This window comes from Pseudomonas fluorescens, assembly GCF_902497895.1.
Lineage (GTDB): Bacteria > Pseudomonadota > Gammaproteobacteria > Pseudomonadales > Pseudomonadaceae > Aquipseudomonas > Aquipseudomonas fluorescens_BP.
The window spans coordinates 24,029-39,513 of sequence record NZ_CABVHQ010000007.1 but is presented as its reverse complement, the minus strand read 5'-3'; the positions used below and the strand labels follow the sequence as shown (position 1 = coordinate 39,513).

14 protein-coding genes are annotated in these 15,485 nt (G+C 58.7%); 7 read left to right on the top strand and 7 right to left on the bottom strand.

The genetic code is table 11. The features are described from left to right. Positions 1-157 precede the first annotated feature (157 nt). Both ettA and gdhA read left to right on the top strand, forming a co-directional pair. Positions 158-1,822: an energy-dependent translational throttle protein EttA gene (ettA, locus tag F8N21_RS05350; RefSeq protein ID WP_150641136.1), complete on the top strand. Its 1,665-nt coding sequence runs from the start codon at positions 158-160 to the stop codon at positions 1,820-1,822. Positions 1,823-2,187: 365 nt separating this feature from the next. After that, entirely contained in the window at positions 2,188-3,525 is a 1,338-nt protein-coding gene (gene gdhA, locus F8N21_RS05345) for an NADP-specific glutamate dehydrogenase (protein ID WP_150641135.1), read from the top strand. Here the strand turns inward: gdhA and F8N21_RS05340 are convergent. From F8N21_RS05340 to F8N21_RS05325, 4 genes are all read right to left on the bottom strand, one after another. Beyond that, on the bottom strand, positions 3,510-4,016 hold the full coding sequence (locus F8N21_RS05340) for a GreA/GreB family elongation factor (RefSeq protein WP_150641134.1): 507 nt from the start codon (positions 4,014-4,016) through the stop codon (positions 3,510-3,512). The genes gdhA and F8N21_RS05340 overlap by 16 nt on opposite strands. Before the next feature lie 71 nt (positions 4,017-4,087). Next, positions 4,088-4,444: a hypothetical protein gene (locus tag F8N21_RS05335; protein WP_150641133.1), complete on the bottom strand. Its 357-nt coding sequence runs from the start codon at positions 4,442-4,444 to the stop codon at positions 4,088-4,090. 339 nt (positions 4,445-4,783) lie between these two features. Beyond that, a complete protein-coding gene (locus tag F8N21_RS05330; protein ID WP_150641132.1) occupies positions 4,784-6,637 on the bottom strand; it encodes a DUF4105 domain-containing protein in 1,854 nt (617 codons plus the stop codon). Positions 6,638-6,729: 92 nt separating this feature from the next. Further along, positions 6,730-7,218, bottom strand: coding sequence for a DUF3015 domain-containing protein (locus tag F8N21_RS05325; protein ID WP_150641131.1), 489 nt, complete (start codon positions 7,216-7,218; stop codon positions 6,730-6,732). Between the two features lie 278 nt (positions 7,219-7,496). Here F8N21_RS05325 and F8N21_RS05315 point away from each other — a divergent pair, with 278 nt between their 5' ends. After that, complete coding sequence (locus F8N21_RS05315) at positions 7,497-9,935, top strand: Lon protease family protein (protein ID WP_150641130.1); 2,439 nt, start codon at positions 7,497-7,499, stop codon at positions 9,933-9,935. Between the two features lie 329 nt (positions 9,936-10,264). After that, on the top strand, positions 10,265-10,585 hold the full coding sequence (locus F8N21_RS05310; RefSeq protein ID WP_150641129.1) for a hypothetical protein: 321 nt from the start codon (positions 10,265-10,267) through the stop codon (positions 10,583-10,585). Positions 10,586-10,603: 18 nt separating this feature from the next. Here F8N21_RS05310 and F8N21_RS05305 read toward each other — a convergent pair whose 3' ends face one another. Then, positions 10,604-12,433 carry a hypothetical protein gene (locus F8N21_RS05305; protein ID WP_150641128.1) on the bottom strand — a complete coding sequence of 610 codons (1,830 nt, stop codon included), beginning with the start codon at positions 12,431-12,433 and terminating at the stop codon, positions 10,604-10,606. Positions 12,434-12,591: 158 nt separating this feature from the next. Here F8N21_RS05305 and F8N21_RS05300 point away from each other — a divergent pair, with 158 nt between their 5' ends. The 3 genes from F8N21_RS05300 to F8N21_RS05285 all read left to right on the top strand — a co-directional run bounded on the left by F8N21_RS05300 (position 12,592) and on the right by F8N21_RS05285 (position 14,433). Continuing rightward, a complete protein-coding gene (locus tag F8N21_RS05300) occupies positions 12,592-13,080 on the top strand; it encodes a TIGR00645 family protein (protein WP_008154262.1) in 489 nt (162 codons plus the stop codon). 300 nt (positions 13,081-13,380) lie between these two features. After that, positions 13,381-13,683, top strand: a complete 303-nt coding sequence (locus F8N21_RS05290; RefSeq protein WP_150641127.1) for a DUF6482 family protein — start codon at positions 13,381-13,383, stop codon at positions 13,681-13,683. Between the two features lie 132 nt (positions 13,684-13,815). Then, positions 13,816-14,433, top strand: coding sequence for an FKBP-type peptidyl-prolyl cis-trans isomerase (locus tag F8N21_RS05285; protein ID WP_150641126.1), 618 nt, complete (start codon positions 13,816-13,818; stop codon positions 14,431-14,433). A 149-nt stretch (positions 14,434-14,582) separates the two neighbouring features. Here the strand turns inward: F8N21_RS05285 and F8N21_RS05275 are convergent, their stop codons facing one another. Further along, entirely contained in the window at positions 14,583-14,840 is a 258-nt protein-coding gene (locus F8N21_RS05275) for a hypothetical protein (protein ID WP_150641125.1), read from the bottom strand. A 191-nt stretch (positions 14,841-15,031) separates the two neighbouring features. After that, positions 15,032-15,376 (bottom strand): zinc ribbon domain-containing protein YjdM, encoded by a 345-nt coding sequence (locus F8N21_RS05270; RefSeq protein WP_150641124.1) that lies wholly within the window; start codon positions 15,374-15,376, stop codon positions 15,032-15,034. Positions 15,377-15,485: the final 109 nt, after the last annotated feature.

Sequence of the window (15,485 nt, the reverse complement as noted above, 5' to 3'; positions counted from 1 at the left end):
AGGGTAGCTTTGCCGGTTACGCGGGGGCGTTCCAGCTCCTGAACTCAGGCTTTTTCCGCGCGCAGGTATCGATTGCAATCAATCGCCGGCACCGCGCATGGCCTGGCCCGAGCTTCGCTCGCGCTTTAATTCATCAGTCACTGACGCTAGGTTCTCCATGGCTCAATACGTCTTCACCATGCATCGGCTGAGCAAAGTTGTTCCGCCGAAGCGGGAAATCCTGAAAAACATTTCTCTGTCATTCTTCCCCGGCGCCAAGATCGGCGTGCTCGGCCTCAACGGTTCGGGTAAGTCCACCCTGTTGAAAATCATGGCGGGCGTCGACAACGAGTTCGACGGCGAAGCCCGGCCAATGCCCGAGCTGAACATCGGCTATCTGCCGCAAGAACCCCTGCTGGACCCGACCAAGACCGTGCGTGAAGTGGTCGAGGAAGCGGTCAGCGTGATCAAGGACGCCCAGGCGCGCCTGGATCAGGTCTACGCCGAATACGCCGACCCGGATGCCGACTTCGATAAGCTGGCAGCCGAACAAGCCAAGCTTGAAGCCATCCTGCAAGCAGGCGACGGTCATAACCTTGATCGTCAACTGGAAGTCGCCGCCGATGCGCTACGTCTGCCGGCCTGGGACGCGAAGATCGAATTCCTGTCCGGTGGTGAAAAACGTCGTGTGGCCCTGTGCCGTCTGCTGCTGTCCGCGCCGGACATGCTGCTGCTCGACGAACCGACCAACCACCTGGACGCCGACTCCGTGGCCTGGCTGGAGCATTTCCTCCACGACTTCCCGGGCACCGTGGTTGCGATTACGCACGACCGGTACTTCCTGGACAACGTCGCTGGCTGGATCCTCGAACTCGACCGCGGCGCCGGTATTCCTTACGAGGGCAACTATTCGGGTTGGCTGGAAGCCAAGTCCGATCGTCTGGCCCAGGAATCCAAGCAGCAGTCGGCCCACGAAAAGGCCATGAAAGACGAACTGGAATGGGTGCGCAAAGGCGCCAAGGCTCGTCAGTCGAAATCCAAGGCCCGTCTGCAACGCTTCGAAGAAATGCAATCGCAGGAATTCCAGAAGCGCAGCGAAACCAACGAGATCTACATCCCGGCCGGTCCGCGCCTGGGTGACAAGGTCATCGAATTCAAGAACGTTTCCAAGGGTTACGGCGATCGCGTGCTGATCGACAACCTGTCGTTCTCCATGCCTAAAGGCGCGATCGTCGGCGTCATCGGTGGTAACGGCGCCGGTAAGTCGACGCTGTTCCGCATGTTGATGGGCAAGGAAACGCCGGATTCCGGCACCATTGAAGTCGGTGAAACCGTGCAACTGGCCTGCGTGGATCAGAGCCGCGAAGACCTGGACGGCAGCAAGACCGTGTTCCAGCAGATCTCCGATGGTTCCGACCAGATCCGCATCGGTAACTATGAAATCCCGTCGCGGACCTATGTCGGTCGCTTCAACTTCAAGGGCGGCGATCAGCAGAAGTTCGTCAAGGACCTGTCCGGTGGTGAGCGTGGTCGCTTGCACCTGGCCCTGACCCTGAAAGAGGGCGGCAACGTCCTGCTGCTCGATGAACCGTCCAACGACCTCGACGTCGAAACCCTGCGTTCGCTGGAAGAAGCCTTGCTCGACTTCCCGGGCGCCGCCATTGTGATCTCTCACGATCGGTGGTTCCTTGACCGCGTCGCGACTCACATACTGGCGTACGAAGACGACTCGCAAGCAGTATTCTTCGAAGGCAACTACAGCGAGTACGAAGCCGATCGCAAGAAGCGTCTCGGCGAAGCCGCTGCCCAGCCGCACCGGGTACGACACAAGAAACTGGCCTGATCGGGCTGGTTGCATGAAAAACGGAGCCCTTCGGGGGCTCCGTTTTTTTTTGCGTGTTTTTTCAGCTGCACCGTGGCGTCGGTATTAAAAGATCGCAGCCTGCGGCAGCTCCTACACCGATGCGATGTGAACGCAAAACCGTAGGAGCTGCCGTAGGCTGCGATCTTTTCGGGTGCGCTTACCTGGTGCGTCGACCGCAGGCGGATATCCTTTTCGGTGCGAAAGAGCGGGTGAATACCGCAAGATTTATATCAAGCGCACCATTTAAATTCATAAATGCGACATATCGCTCTGTCGCGGTGCGGTGTGAGTTGATAAAGTCCCGGGCAAATTTTCCTTACGACATAAATTTGCCGAGACTTTTCATGATCGAATCCGTCGAAGACTTCCTTGCCCGCCTGAAAAAACGCGACCCTGACCAGCCTGAATTCCATCAGGCGGTGGAAGAGGTCCTGCGGAGCTTGTGGCCGTTTCTCGAGGCCAATCCGCACTATCTGACTTCAGGCATTCTCGAGCGGATCTGCGAGCCGGAGCGGGCCATCGTGTTCCGGGTTTCCTGGGTCGACGATCATGGCAAAGTCCAGGTCAACCGCGGTTTCCGGATTCAAATGAACAGCGCAATAGGTCCCTACAAGGGCGGCCTGCGCTTCCATTCCTCGGTGAACATGGGCGTGCTGAAATTCCTCGCCTTTGAACAGACCTTCAAAAACTCCCTGACGTCCCTGCCCATGGGCGGTGGCAAGGGCGGTTCGGACTTCGACCCGAAAGGCAAAAGCGACGCCGAGGTCATGCGCTTCTGCCAGGCGTTCATGAGTGAGCTGTACCGGCATATTGGTGCGGATCTGGACGTGCCGGCCGGTGACATCGGTGTGGGGGCTCGCGAGATCGGCTTCCTGTTCGGCCAGTACAAGCGCCTGAGCAACCAGTTCACCAGCGTCCTGACCGGCAAAGGCATGAGCTACGGCGGCAGTCTGATCCGCCCGGAAGCGACCGGTTTCGGTTGCGTGTACTTCGCCGAAGAAATGCTCAAGCGCAGCGGTGAGACGGTCGAAGGCAAGCGGGTGGCGATCTCCGGCTCGGGCAACGTCGCGCAATACGCTGCACGTAAAGTCATGGACCTGGGCGGCAAGGTGATCTCCCTGTCCGACTCCGAAGGCACACTGTACTGCGAAGCCGGTTTGAGCGAGGAACAATGGCTGGCGGTGCTGGAGCTGAAAAACGTCAAACGCGGGCGGATCAGTGAGTTGGCCGCTCGTTTCGGTCTGGAGTTCCTCGCCGGTCAATGCCCCTGGAATCTGGCTTGCGACATCGCGCTGCCGTGCGCGACCCAGAACGAACTGGACGCTGACGCGGCGCGGACCTTGCTGCGCAATGGCTGTATCTGCGTGGCCGAGGGCGCGAACATGCCAACGACCCTGGCAGCGGTGGATATCTTTATCGAGGCGGGGATCCTGTTTGCACCGGGCAAAGCGTCGAACGCCGGTGGTGTGGCGGTCAGCGGCCTGGAAATGTCACAGAACGCCATGCGTCTGCTGTGGACTGCGGGTGAGGTCGACAGCAAGCTGCACACCATCATGCAGTCGATCCACCACGCGTGCGTGCATTACGGCGAAGAGAACGGCCGGATCAACTATGTCAAAGGGGCGAACATCGCCGGCTTCGTCAAAGTCGCCGATGCCATGCTGGCTCAAGGCGTGGTGTAAGCCGGTTCGATGCGCAGGACTTCGATCAGCTGATCGCCGGCGGGTCGCTTCCACAGCACTTCATCGCCAGGGTGCGCGCCTAGCAGCGCACGCCCCAGCGGTGAGCCCCAATTGACCAGGCCATGGGCAGCATCGGCCTGGTCTTCTCCGACCAGCTGCACGCGTTGCTCAACGTTGTGTTCATCGGCAAAAGTGACCCAACTGCCGATCTGCACTTTCTCGGTCGACGACGCCTGAGTGACCACTTGCGCGCTTTGCAGGCGCTGAGTGAAGTAACGCAGGTCGCGCTCGAGATCGGCCAGGCGCTGCTTGTCCGCGCGTTCCCCCAGCGCCGATTGCGCACTGTGTTGCGCCTGCAGTTCAGCGACTTTGGCCTGCAGCAAGGCCAGCCCACTGGGGGTGACATAGTTGGGCTGCGCACTGACCTGGCGTTCTACCGGTTGGTCGGCTTGCGCAGCGGCTTGATCTTCATTGACGAAGGCGCGGCTCATGGCATTTCTCCCGTGATGGAGTTTGGGCCATGGTCGCAGCCATTTAGTTTCGACGAATGTCCGAAAGCGACTTATTGCGAGCGATAAGCTCGCGCCTTGTCCTGATCCTTCTGTTGCTGCCAGGCGCGTTCGCGGTCGTCCCAATGTCGATCCCGGTAATTGTTGCGCTCCTGATTTTCACGCATGGCCTTACATTGCCGGAAACCATCGCTCCACCCTTCGGCGTATTGCGCATCCTTGAGATAGCGCGGGACGTTTTTCCTGAATTGACCGCTGATCACTCCAGCGGCCTGACGACCGCTGCTGCAACCGTCATCGAAACCATCGGCGAACGCCGGTGGATAACCTTCGTTGAGCAAATGCTCATGGGTCGACTCGCATCCCGCAAGCAACCCCAGCAACACCACAGCAGCCCAACACCGCCACATCTCAGACTCCCACGCCGTTGAACGGCCTATGAGGTAAGTTTAGGAGTGGATTTGTCGGGCGGTTGTGAAAGGGTTGTGATTAATCTGTGGGTCGAGAACTTCAAGATCAAAAGATCGCAGCCTGCGGCAGCTCCTACGCCGACGGTGTTTATTCAGCGGTGCCGAGGGTGTACGCAATCCCGTAGGAGCTGCCGAAGGCTGCGATCTTTCCGGCAACACTGCAAATCTGTAGGAGCCGAGCTTGCTCGCGATGAACTCAAGAACACCGAGTTGATTCAGGTAGTGCGCGTTATCGTTGACGCCCATCGCGAGCAAGCTCGGCTCCTACAGATGTATGGCTCAATAGTGATACCACTTCACCTCAAGCATCACTTCATTCTCCGGCGAGGCCATCTGGCTGAACTCGCGCTGCGCACTCAAACGCAAACCGAGATTGCGCGACAACTCCCACTGCTGATTGAGACTCAAGCTGCGGCGCACTTCGCCGTTGGTGAAATAATCGCCTTTGGCTTCCAGGCTGAGATTGCCCAGCGGGTTATGCCATAGCAGGCCGGTGTTGAAGCCGGCCGCCGGGGCAATGAACCCGGCGAAGTCGGGATTGTGCTCGACGCGCGCGGTGCCCAGGGCAAAGCCGAGCATCTGCTCGCTGAGCTGCCAGGTGCCGCCGGCACCGCCATTGACGTGGCTGACCAGGGTTTCATCGTCATGTTTGCCCGGCACTCGCTCCAGGCCGCCGGTGACTTGCCATGAAAGGGGTTGCAGCAGCTCGTTGCGCGGAGTCAGCGAGCGAATGGTCGCCAGGTCCAGTTGCTGTAATTGCCAGTGATTGCCTTCGTACTGACGCAGCTTCATCTGCAGGATTTCGATCTGCGCCCCTAGGGGAAAGCTTTCGGCGTTGTCGTTGAGGTCGTGATACGCCATGCGCAGGCCATATTCGCCAAAGGCCTGATCGCCCCGGGTGCCGATGCCGGCTTGCCAGGTACGTGATTCGTGACCGTTCTCGGGCAGGCCCGGGCGCTCGATCGACAGCTCCGGTGGCGGGTTCTGGTTGATCGCCCGCAACAACTCGAAGCTGCGTTGTGCGCGCTGTGGATCGCGCTCCTGGCCGTTGGCGCGGTAGCGTTCGAGACGGTAGGCCGCGTCGATGATCAGTGCCTGACGGCCCCTTGGCTGGACTTTGAAGGCCGGATCTTGCAATTGCTTCTGGTCGGCACTGATTTTCAGCACCCAATCCTGTTCCTCGTCTGTCAATGGCTCGGCACGGCTCAGCAATTCGCGTTCGCGGGACGGCCGATAGTCGATCTTCTCCACCAGCCCGGCTTTCTTCACGGCTTTGACGGTGTCGGTGGGGATGGCGGTCAACGGGAATTGCTCGGTCAGCTTCAGGCCCGGCCGCGCCACTTGCAGCAATTCAAGCAGACGGTAGGAGCAGTTTTCATCGAAGAAAAAGTAGTCGAACTGGATCTGCTTGAGCTCCCAGACGTGCTCGACCATGCGCTCGGTCTCGGCCTGGGTCAGGTTCAGCCGGTATTCCCAGAGATCACGGTTTTCCAGGCTGCGGTACTCCGAAAGCTTCTCCTGATAGGGCACCAGGGCGAAGAGCCCGGGATAGCCGCCCATCAAACCTTTCCAGGCATAGAGAATGCTGTTGTCCGAGCCTTCGATATAGGCGCCGAAGTTGATCGCATAGCTGAGCAGGGCGGTATTGTTGCTTTGCACATCGGCCTGGTCGATCCTTAGCAAGGTGTGGCCGAACATCGACGACGGACTGTTCAGATAAGCCGCCGGGAAGATCATCACCGCGCTGTGGGGCGCGACGTCCTTGAACCACTGCTTGAATTCAGTGCAGTCCATAGCGGGCAAGTCAGTCAGGTTCAACTGTGCTTTCAACCAGCGGGTGCGGGCCGGGTAGACGCATTGCGCGTGCTTCTCGCCGGCGCTGGCCGGGGCGTACAGCGCCTGCACCGTTGCCTCCAGCTCATGCTCCGGCCGCTGCGCCCCATCGGCCGCGAGGAAAAATTGCGGGTCGCTGACATAGCTGCGCCAGCCGCCGAGCTTGGCGGATTCATAGTGACCCAGGGAAATCCAGAAGGGATCATTGGCCAGTTGCTGCAAACGTTGATTGTCGATGTGAGGCGCGGCGTTCAGCGAGGCGCAGACACAGAGCGCCAGAAAGGCAAGGCGTTTGAGCATGGAGGGCAACTTAGAGTTCGAGAAAAAAGACCCAAAGCGGGACAGGTCCAAAAAACAAATCCCGCCCCTGGCAAGGAGCGGGCGGGTCGAGCTTAAGCTGGGGTAGCGTATTTGGCCAGACGCGCGTCGCCTTTGAGCACGGCCAGGGTGTTGGTGTGCACATCATCCGCTGTTACATCGGCTTTGCTGAAGATTTGCTGGAAGTGTTGATGAGTGACTGCGGCGAAATGCGCGCGGTCTTCAGGGGCTACGCCCAGCACAACGGCGTAGGTCGTCAGCGCTTCGCCCTGACCCTTGGCCATGTCTTCGGAGAGCTCGTTCATCATGCCATTCATGGCAATCCAGGACTTGCCGCCGTAAGTCAGCGCAGCGTTGGTAGAGCAACCGTTGGTGCCGGAAGTCATACCGAAGGTGGCGTTACCGGAGGTGCCGTTAGTGGTGGATGCCAGGAAATGAGCCGGGGTGCCACGCTGACCTTCGAACAGCATGTTGCCCCAGCCGCAATCCGGGCCGCCTGGCGCTTGGGCCATTGCATTGATGGATATAGCGGTGAAAAGAGTACCGAGAAGAATCCGTTTCATAGCTTTGTTCTCTTTAGGTGCATACCAATGGACAAGGGTTCTGGCGCCAAGCTGACGCCTTTGGGCCGGTTATTAGTCCAGCCGCGCAGTTTGGAGTTTAGGCACGATCCAGGGGTTCCGTTATTTTTTGCAAAACATTCCTCGAAACAGCTTCTTTTTCCCCGTCCTGCATGGGAGGTTATCGCTTGTCTATGCTTTGGCTAACGGCGTGCCTTGCCAGCCGGGTGTACCCGGCGCCAGAATGCCGACATCTGCCCCGCCTGATGTAAGGAAGCCCGATGCCTGATCCTGTTGCTGCCAGCTTGCGTCTAGCGCCCGAAGCGCTGACCCGTCCGTTTTCCGCTGAACAGTTCAGCTTCTCTACCACCAATGATCTGGAACCCTTTCGCGGTGTGCTTGGCCAGGAACGCGCAGTCGAAGCCTTGCAGTTCGGCGTGGCCATGCCGCGCCCCGGTTACAACGTATTTGTCATGGGTGAACCCGGCACCGGCCGGTTTTCTTTCGTCAAACGCTACCTCAAGGCCGAAGGCAAGCGCCTGCAAACCCCGGCGGACTGGGTCTACGTCAACAATTTTGATGAGCCGCGCGAACCGCGGGCGCTGGAGTTGCCTTCTGGGGCGGCCGGTGCGTTCATTACCGATATCAATGGCCTGATCGACAACCTGCTGGCGACCTTTCCGGCGGTGTTCGAGCATCCGTCCTACCAGCAGAAAAAAAGCGCCATCGACCGCGCCTTCAACCAGCGCTACGACCGCGCGCTGGACGTGATCGAGCGCCTGGCGCTGGAAAAGGAAGTCGCCCTTTACCGCGACAGCACCAACATCGCCTTCACCCCTATGAGCGAAGGCAAGGCGCTGGACGAAGCCGAGTTTTCGCAGTTGCCGGAGGCTGATCGCGAGCGTTTTCACGTCGATATCGCCGAGCTGGAAGAACGCCTCAACGAAGAGCTGGCAAGCCTGCCGCAGTGGAAGCGCGAATCCAGCAACCAGATGCGCCAGCTCAACGAAGAAACCATCACCCTGGCCTTGCAGCCGCTATTGGCCCCGCTGTCGGAGAAGTACGCGGAAAACGCCGGGGTTTGCGGTTATCTGCAAGCCATGCAGGTTTACCTGCTGAAAACTGTAGTCGAACAATTGGTCGACGACAGCAAGCCCGACGCGGTGGCCCGCAAGCTGCTGGAAGAGCAGTACGCTCCCAGTCTTGTAGTCGGACACCATGCCAGCGGTGGTGCGCCAGTGGTGTTCGAACCGCACCCGACCTATGACAACCTGTTCGGTCGCATCGAGTACAGCACCGATCAGGGCGCCCTCTACACCACTTATCGACAACTGCGTCCAGGGGCCTTGCATCGGGCCAACGGCGGCTTCCTGATCCTTGAAGCCGAGAAAATGCTCAGTGAGCCCTTCGTCTGGGATGCGCTGAAGCGCGCATTGCAATCGCGCAAACTGAAAATGGAGTCGCCGCTGGGTGAGCTGGGGCGGCTGGCGACGGTAACCCTGTCGCCTCAGGTGATCCCGTTGCAGGTCAAGGTCATCATCATTGGCGCCCGGCAGTTGTACTACACGCTGCAAGACCTGGATCCGGACTTCCAGGAAATGTTCCGGGTGCTGGTGGACTTCGACGAAGACATCCCGATGGTCGATGAAAGCCTCGAGCAGTTCGCTCAACTGCTGAAAACCCGGACCTCGGAAGAGGGCATGGCGCCGTTGACCGCCGATGCGGTGGCGCGTCTGGCGACCTATAGCGCGCGGCTGGCCGAGCATCAGGGGCGGTTGTCGGCACGTATCGGTGATCTGTTTCAGCTGGTCAGCGAAGCGGATTTCATCCGCCACCTGGCCAACGATGAGATGACCGACGCCGGGCATATCGAACGAGCGCTCAAAGCCAAGGCGACCCGCACCGGCCGGGTGTCGGCGCGGATTCTCGATGACATGCTGGCGGGGATCATCCTGATCGACACCACGGGTGCGGCGGTGGGCAAGTGCAACGGACTGACCGTACTGGAAGTCGGTGACTCGGCGTTCGGTGTCCCGGCGCGGATCTCCGCCACGGTCTACCCGGGCGGCAGCGGCATCGTCGACATCGAGCGTGAGGTCAACCTCGGGCAGCCGATCCACTCCAAGGGTGTGATGATCCTCACCGGGTATCTGGGCAGTCGTTATGCCCAGGAGTTCCCGTTGGCGATCTCCGCGAGCATTGCCCTGGAGCAGTCCTATGGTTACGTCGATGGCGACAGCGCCTCTCTGGGAGAAGCCTGTACCTTGATCTCGGCACTCTCGAAAACCCCGCTCAAGCAGTGCTTTGCGATCACCGGCTCGATCAATCAGTTCGGCGAGGTGCAAGCGGTCGGTGGGGTCAACGAGAAGATCGAAGGTTTCTTCCGTCTCTGCGAAGCCCGCGGTTTGACCGGCGAGCAGGGCGCCATCATCCCCCAGGCCAACGTCGCGACCTTGATGCTCGATGAGCGTGTGCTGTCGGCAGTGCGTGCCGGGCAGTTCCACGTCTACGCGGTGCGCCAGGCTGATGAAGCGCTGAGCCTGCTGGTTGGCGAACCTGCCGGCGAGCCGGATGCCGAGGGCCAGTTCCCTGAGGGCAGTGTCAACGCACGGGTGGTGGAACGTCTGCGAGTGATCGCAGAAATGATCAGCGAGGACGATCTCAAGGAGGCGGAAAAGGAGGCGGCTCAAGAGGCGTTGGCAGAGACCAAGCCGCTCTGAGACCAACCTGAAAGCGGGGCTTGCTCCTGTGGCGAGGGGGCTTGCCCCCGCTGGGCTGCGAAGCGGCCCTAACACCTGCAACCGTGTTTTGTCAGGTAAAACCTATCAGCCGGATTTACGACTGCTTCGCCCGAGCGCAGACCGAGCCGAACGGGGGCAAGCCCCCTCGCCACAAGTTCACAAAATGACCATTTGACGCCGCTGGTCTTTGCAGGCGTTGCAGTCCGGACTTTTCCTCTATTCTCAGGGCAGGGATATCGACAGTAATCACTGGATCGAGCCAGCCTTTATGTGAAGGCTGAATACCGGATCTACCGAGGGTCGCCGCCATGCCGCGCAACCTCTGCCTTACACGCCAATGCCTTGGCCTGGTCACCCGTATCGAGTGCAGTATTCGCCCGCTTGCGGGAGATACCGGGATGTGGACCCTACTCTTCGCCGCCGGGATGGCGGGTGAACAACCTTCCGCGATCAAAGCCCAGGGCCCGTTTCATGGACCTTTCGTGGCCGAATCAATCCTTGAAACCATCGTTGAAAGCCTGACCCTGCATGGCTACGAGCTGGCCGACGATCCGCAAATCTGGTGCCTGCATCTACAGGCCCAACTACGTGAAATCAACGGTGGGCGTTCTCGCCCCAGCGATTTTTAGTTAGATCCCGGGGGACCGCTACTCGACAGGGTTTTCTATGTGTGCCCTGTCGAGTTTGACTTCGAAGCCATATTCGACCCTGTCCAGGTCGGTGCGCTGGTAGGTTTCCAGCTGGCTCGGCTGGCCATAGAAATAATGCACATCCAGATACGCCGGCTTGTCCGGGGCCGTGCTATGGCTGACCGCAAGAATCTCCTTCAAATAATTGCCGTTGTCGTCCTTGGCGTAAAAACGCCAGTCCTGCGCCGGGAACAGCGTCTGGTCGACCATCAGGGCATTACCCTTGAGCTCAAGACCTTTGGGCAGTTGGCTGGCTGTGAGGGACTTTTTTTCGATTTGGGCGAGAAACAACGGCATCGAACCTATGGCATAGGCCGGTGTTTCCGGAAACAGATTCAGGTCGTAGGTGATAGTCGCACGTAGCGGATCGATCTCGTAGGCTTCGGCTGGAAGTTCGATGGGGTCGCCGCGTTTACCGTCATCGCCCTGGGTGAAAAAGGTTACCGGAGAGTCGCTGGCACTGAGCGACGAGCCCAGCAGTTCATCATTGAAGGTTTTCGGGTGATCGAACTCGATGCGTACAGCACTGGGGTCTTCGATCGATTGGCTGATGGTGACGCGCTTTTTCAGGGTGTCCTCGTCGAGCGTGGCGTCCTTGAGCCAGGTCAGCGCCTGGTCGTCATACACCACTACCGGCAATGACAGGCTTTGAATGGTCTTCTCGGTCGTGTTGCGATCGAACTGTTGCACCGGCAGTTTCAGGTCCTTGCGCGTCAGCGTGGCGCCCGAGAAGTCGAGGACGCTGACTTCCAGGGTGTCGATGGTGCCGTCGAAATAGACCTTGGTGTAATGACGGGTCTGCAGACGTTCGAAGGCTTGTTGCTGGTCCTTGAGCTGCTTCTCGAAGGTCTCGCTCCAGGTCTGCTGCTTGTGCATCTCGGCCAATTGTTTTTCATAGAAGGCGATTTGTTCGGCGTTCTCGTTGATCGAGCCCGAACGCGAGAGAAATTGCCCGGTGGTGTCCCTGGCCTGAACCATCAGCGGATTGAGTGCCGTTGCGCTGACATCTGCGGCCATGGGTGCGCTATTGCTCATTTCGATTTCTGCGCAATTCTTCTCCAGGGCCAGCAGGGTGACGCTGATGTTTTCATCCGTCTGTTTTTTGCCCACGTTCTGCCTGGTCAGATCGAAGGTGAACACTTTGCGCGGCGCGATAACTTCCAGCTGGCCTTGCAGCATCACCGGTTGCGGCTGGTGCTTGTTGTCGACTTCCAGCCCCTCGATGTAGGGGTAAGCCACCGTCAGGTCGTCGGGGCTGGTCAGGCTGGAGCTTGAAGGACTCAACTGAATGCCGGGGTCGGTTTCCGACCATTCGGATTGAAACGCGATCACCTGCTTGTCGCTCAACGTCACGGATTGCCATTGCAGACCGTGAGGGAACGGGAACCCGGCCGGTATGTTGAAGTTGAACGGGAACACCGGCTGCAGGTCGGTCAAGTAGTCGGAACTGGATGATCGTCGCAGCACGAACAAGCCATTGACGTAGGTGTCGACCAAGGCTTGCGGACTTGGATAGTGTTTGAGCAGGGCCATGGCATCTTCGCCATACTCGGTTTCGATTGGCTTGCTCTGGAGTTTGAGCCGAGCCCGTTCGAGCAACAACAGAGAGCCGCCGAGATCGGCCACGGCGTCCTTGAGCTGCGGATCCTGAATGGCATCCAGCGACTTTTCGAACCGCGCGGTCTTCTCTTCGAGGCTGACCAGTTGCTTCTCATCGCTGGGTGAGCAGCCGCTGACCAACAGCGCGATGCACAGGCCTGCACTGGTTGAAAGCAATCGCAAATCCATTTTTCAGTCTTCCTGTTCAACGTCGGTGAGCGGCTCGCTTGACTGGGACACTAGCAGAAAACCCTTTGGTAGAGCTGCAGGTCATGGATTTTCCAGCGGTTTATGGGCGTTTGCCCGGCTGTTATACTCGCCGCCATTTCCACCCCCTGTGAGATTCAATGGAACGTTTTATCGAGAATGCAATGTACGCGTCGCGCTGGCTGCTGGCGCCGATCTACTTCGGTCTGTCCCTGGGTTTGCTGGCCCTGGCGCTGAAGTTTTTCCAGGAAGTCTTTCACGTTATCCCCAACGTATTCTCGATGGCCGAGTCGGATCTGATTCTGGTACTGCTGTCACTGATCGACATGGCACTGGTCGGCGGTCTGCTGGTGATGGTGATGATCTCCGGTTACGAGAACTTCGTTTCCCAGCTCGACATCGACGAGGACAAGGAAAAGCTCAACTGGCTGGGCACGATGGACTCCTCTTCATTGAAAATGAAGGTGGCCGCCTCGATCGTGGCGATTTCGTCCATTCACCTGCTGCGCATATTCATGGACGCGAAGAACGTCGATCCCGAGCATCTGAAGTGGTACGTGATCATTCACATGACCTTCGTGATCTCGGCCTTTGCCATGGGTTACCTGGACAAGCTGACCAAGCACTGATTGCAGCTCCCCTGTGGTGAGTGGGCTTGATGTGGCGAGGGGGCTTGCCCCCGTTCGGCTGCGTAGCAGTCGTAAACTGGCTGATGGGTTTTACCTGAGGAAACGCGATTGCAGGTTTTAGGGCCGCTTCGCAGCCCAGCGGGGGCAAGCCCCCTCGCCACATCAGGCTCCCCACCACAGGTTCGGTCATCACCAAGGCCATGGTGAAACTGACGGGCGGCGGCTTTTCCAGCTTGTGCTTTTACACGGTGAGGCATATGCCTGTAACTGTCTTGGGCTTGAATTACGCGAGGTGCGCTTATGAATCTGCAAGAGTTGAATGCCTATGCTATCGCCGGGAAGGTCGACGAGATCAACCTGATCTCCCTCGAAGGCGGTATCTACCTGATCGAGGCGCGGATGCACGGCGCAGCTTTTCCACTGAGCGACTCCCATGGCCAGATGATACATGTACGCTCGGTGGAGCATGCCCGTGAAATACTGCATGCCTTTCCGAAGCTGCCATTCAATCTGATTCATACCTCGGTTCATGATGAAATGTGCGGGATGTCATCCAGCACCGAAGAAACCTTGCGGGTGCCGATCGCTTCCGGTACTTCCTGATCGGTCACACGGGGTGCTCATCACAGGCCCGACTTGTGTGCTAGTCTGCTCGCCCTTTTGGTTCCGGGCGCTCCGGAAGGCGCTGTGCACGCACGGCAACTTTCCGAGCCGTCCGCACAGCGGAGCAGTGTTATGTCCGAAGTAAATCTGTCCACCGACGAAACCCGCGTCAGCTACGGCATTGGCCGTCAGTTGGGCGACCAACTGCGCGACAACCCGCCACCTGGCGTTAACCTGGACGCGATCCTGGCTGGTCTGACCGACGCCTTCGCCGGTAAGGAAAGCCGTGTTGGTCAGGACGAAATGTCCGCCAGCTTCAAGGTAATCCGTGAAATCATGCAAGCCGAAGCGGCAGCCAAGGCTGAAGCCGCTGCTGGCGCCGGTCTGGAATTCCTGGCCGAAAACGCCAAGCGTGACGGTATCACCACTCTGGCTTCCGGCCTGCAGTTCGAAGTGTTGACCGCAGGCGAAGGCGCCAAGCCATCGCGCGAAGACACTGTGCGTACTCACTACCACGGCACGCTGATCGACGGCACTGTGTTCGACAGCTCCTACGATCGTGGGCAGCCTGCAGAATTCCCGGTTGGCGGCGTGATCGCTGGCTGGACCGAAGCCCTGCAACTGATGAACGCCGGTAGCAAATGGCGTCTGTACGTGCCGAGCGAACTGGCTTACGGCGCGCAAGGCGTGGGCAGCATCCCGCCGCACAGCGTACTGGTATTCGACGTCGAACTGCTCGAAGTACTGTAAGACCCGCTCCAATGTGAATGCGGGCCATGTAGGAGCGAGCTTGCTCGCGATAGCGGTTTGTCAGTCAACATCACTGTTGAATGTACCGGCCTCATCGCGAGCAAGCTCGCTCCCACACAAGCTCGCTCCTACAGTTTTTGCAGTGATCTTCATATCTGGAACTTGGTATTCAGATCCCCCACCGGGCGCAATGCTCGGGCATAGCAGAACAGAAACAGGCTGCGCACCAGTTCCTTGAGCACCACCGGCTCGCTGGAACTCAGGCTGCTGACGTCCAGGTCGCCCTGGTCCTGCAGCTCATTCAAGGCTTCTTCTTCCAGTACCGCACAGACTTCTCCGGTTTCCCGATGCAGGATCCGTAGGTAAGGCTGTGGGCGGTCCAGCCAGGCATCGATCAAATAAGTCATGGTCTCATCTCCGTTGAAGGATCCAATGAGAATAATTCTTATTCAAATAATAGCAAGCGTCTATTGGCTATTTCTTGTTTTTTTGTGTGGGTATTGTTGGCGGGCAAAAGGGCTGGCCTTTTGCTATTGATGCGTGGGCATTACTGGGGCAAGAGCCATCCCGCACAGGGCGCGGGATGGAGGCAGCAGGTTCAGACGACCTTTCTGACGAACTCGGATTTGAGCTTCATCGGGCCGATACCGTCGATCTTGCAGTCGATGTCGTGGTCGCCATCGCACAGGCGGATGTTCTTGACCTTGGTGCCGACTTTGACCACCAGCGAGGTGCCCTTGACCTTGAGGTCCTTGATTACGGTGATGGTGTCGCCATCTTGCAGGACGTTACCGACCGAGTCTTTTTTCACGGAATCATCGGCCACAACCTCGGCTTCGCCGCTGGCGGACCACTCGTGGGCGCATTCCGGGCAGATTAGCTGAGCACCGTCTTCATAGGTGTATTCGGAATTGCATTTTGGGCAGGGTGGCAACGTGCTCACTAAAGCTCCTTGGATTCAGGATGGCTAAAAGCGCACATTATATAGGGTTTTTGCGGAGGGAGGGTTGGGTGGTGCCGGCCAAAAAAAGATCGCAGCCTGCGGCAGCCCC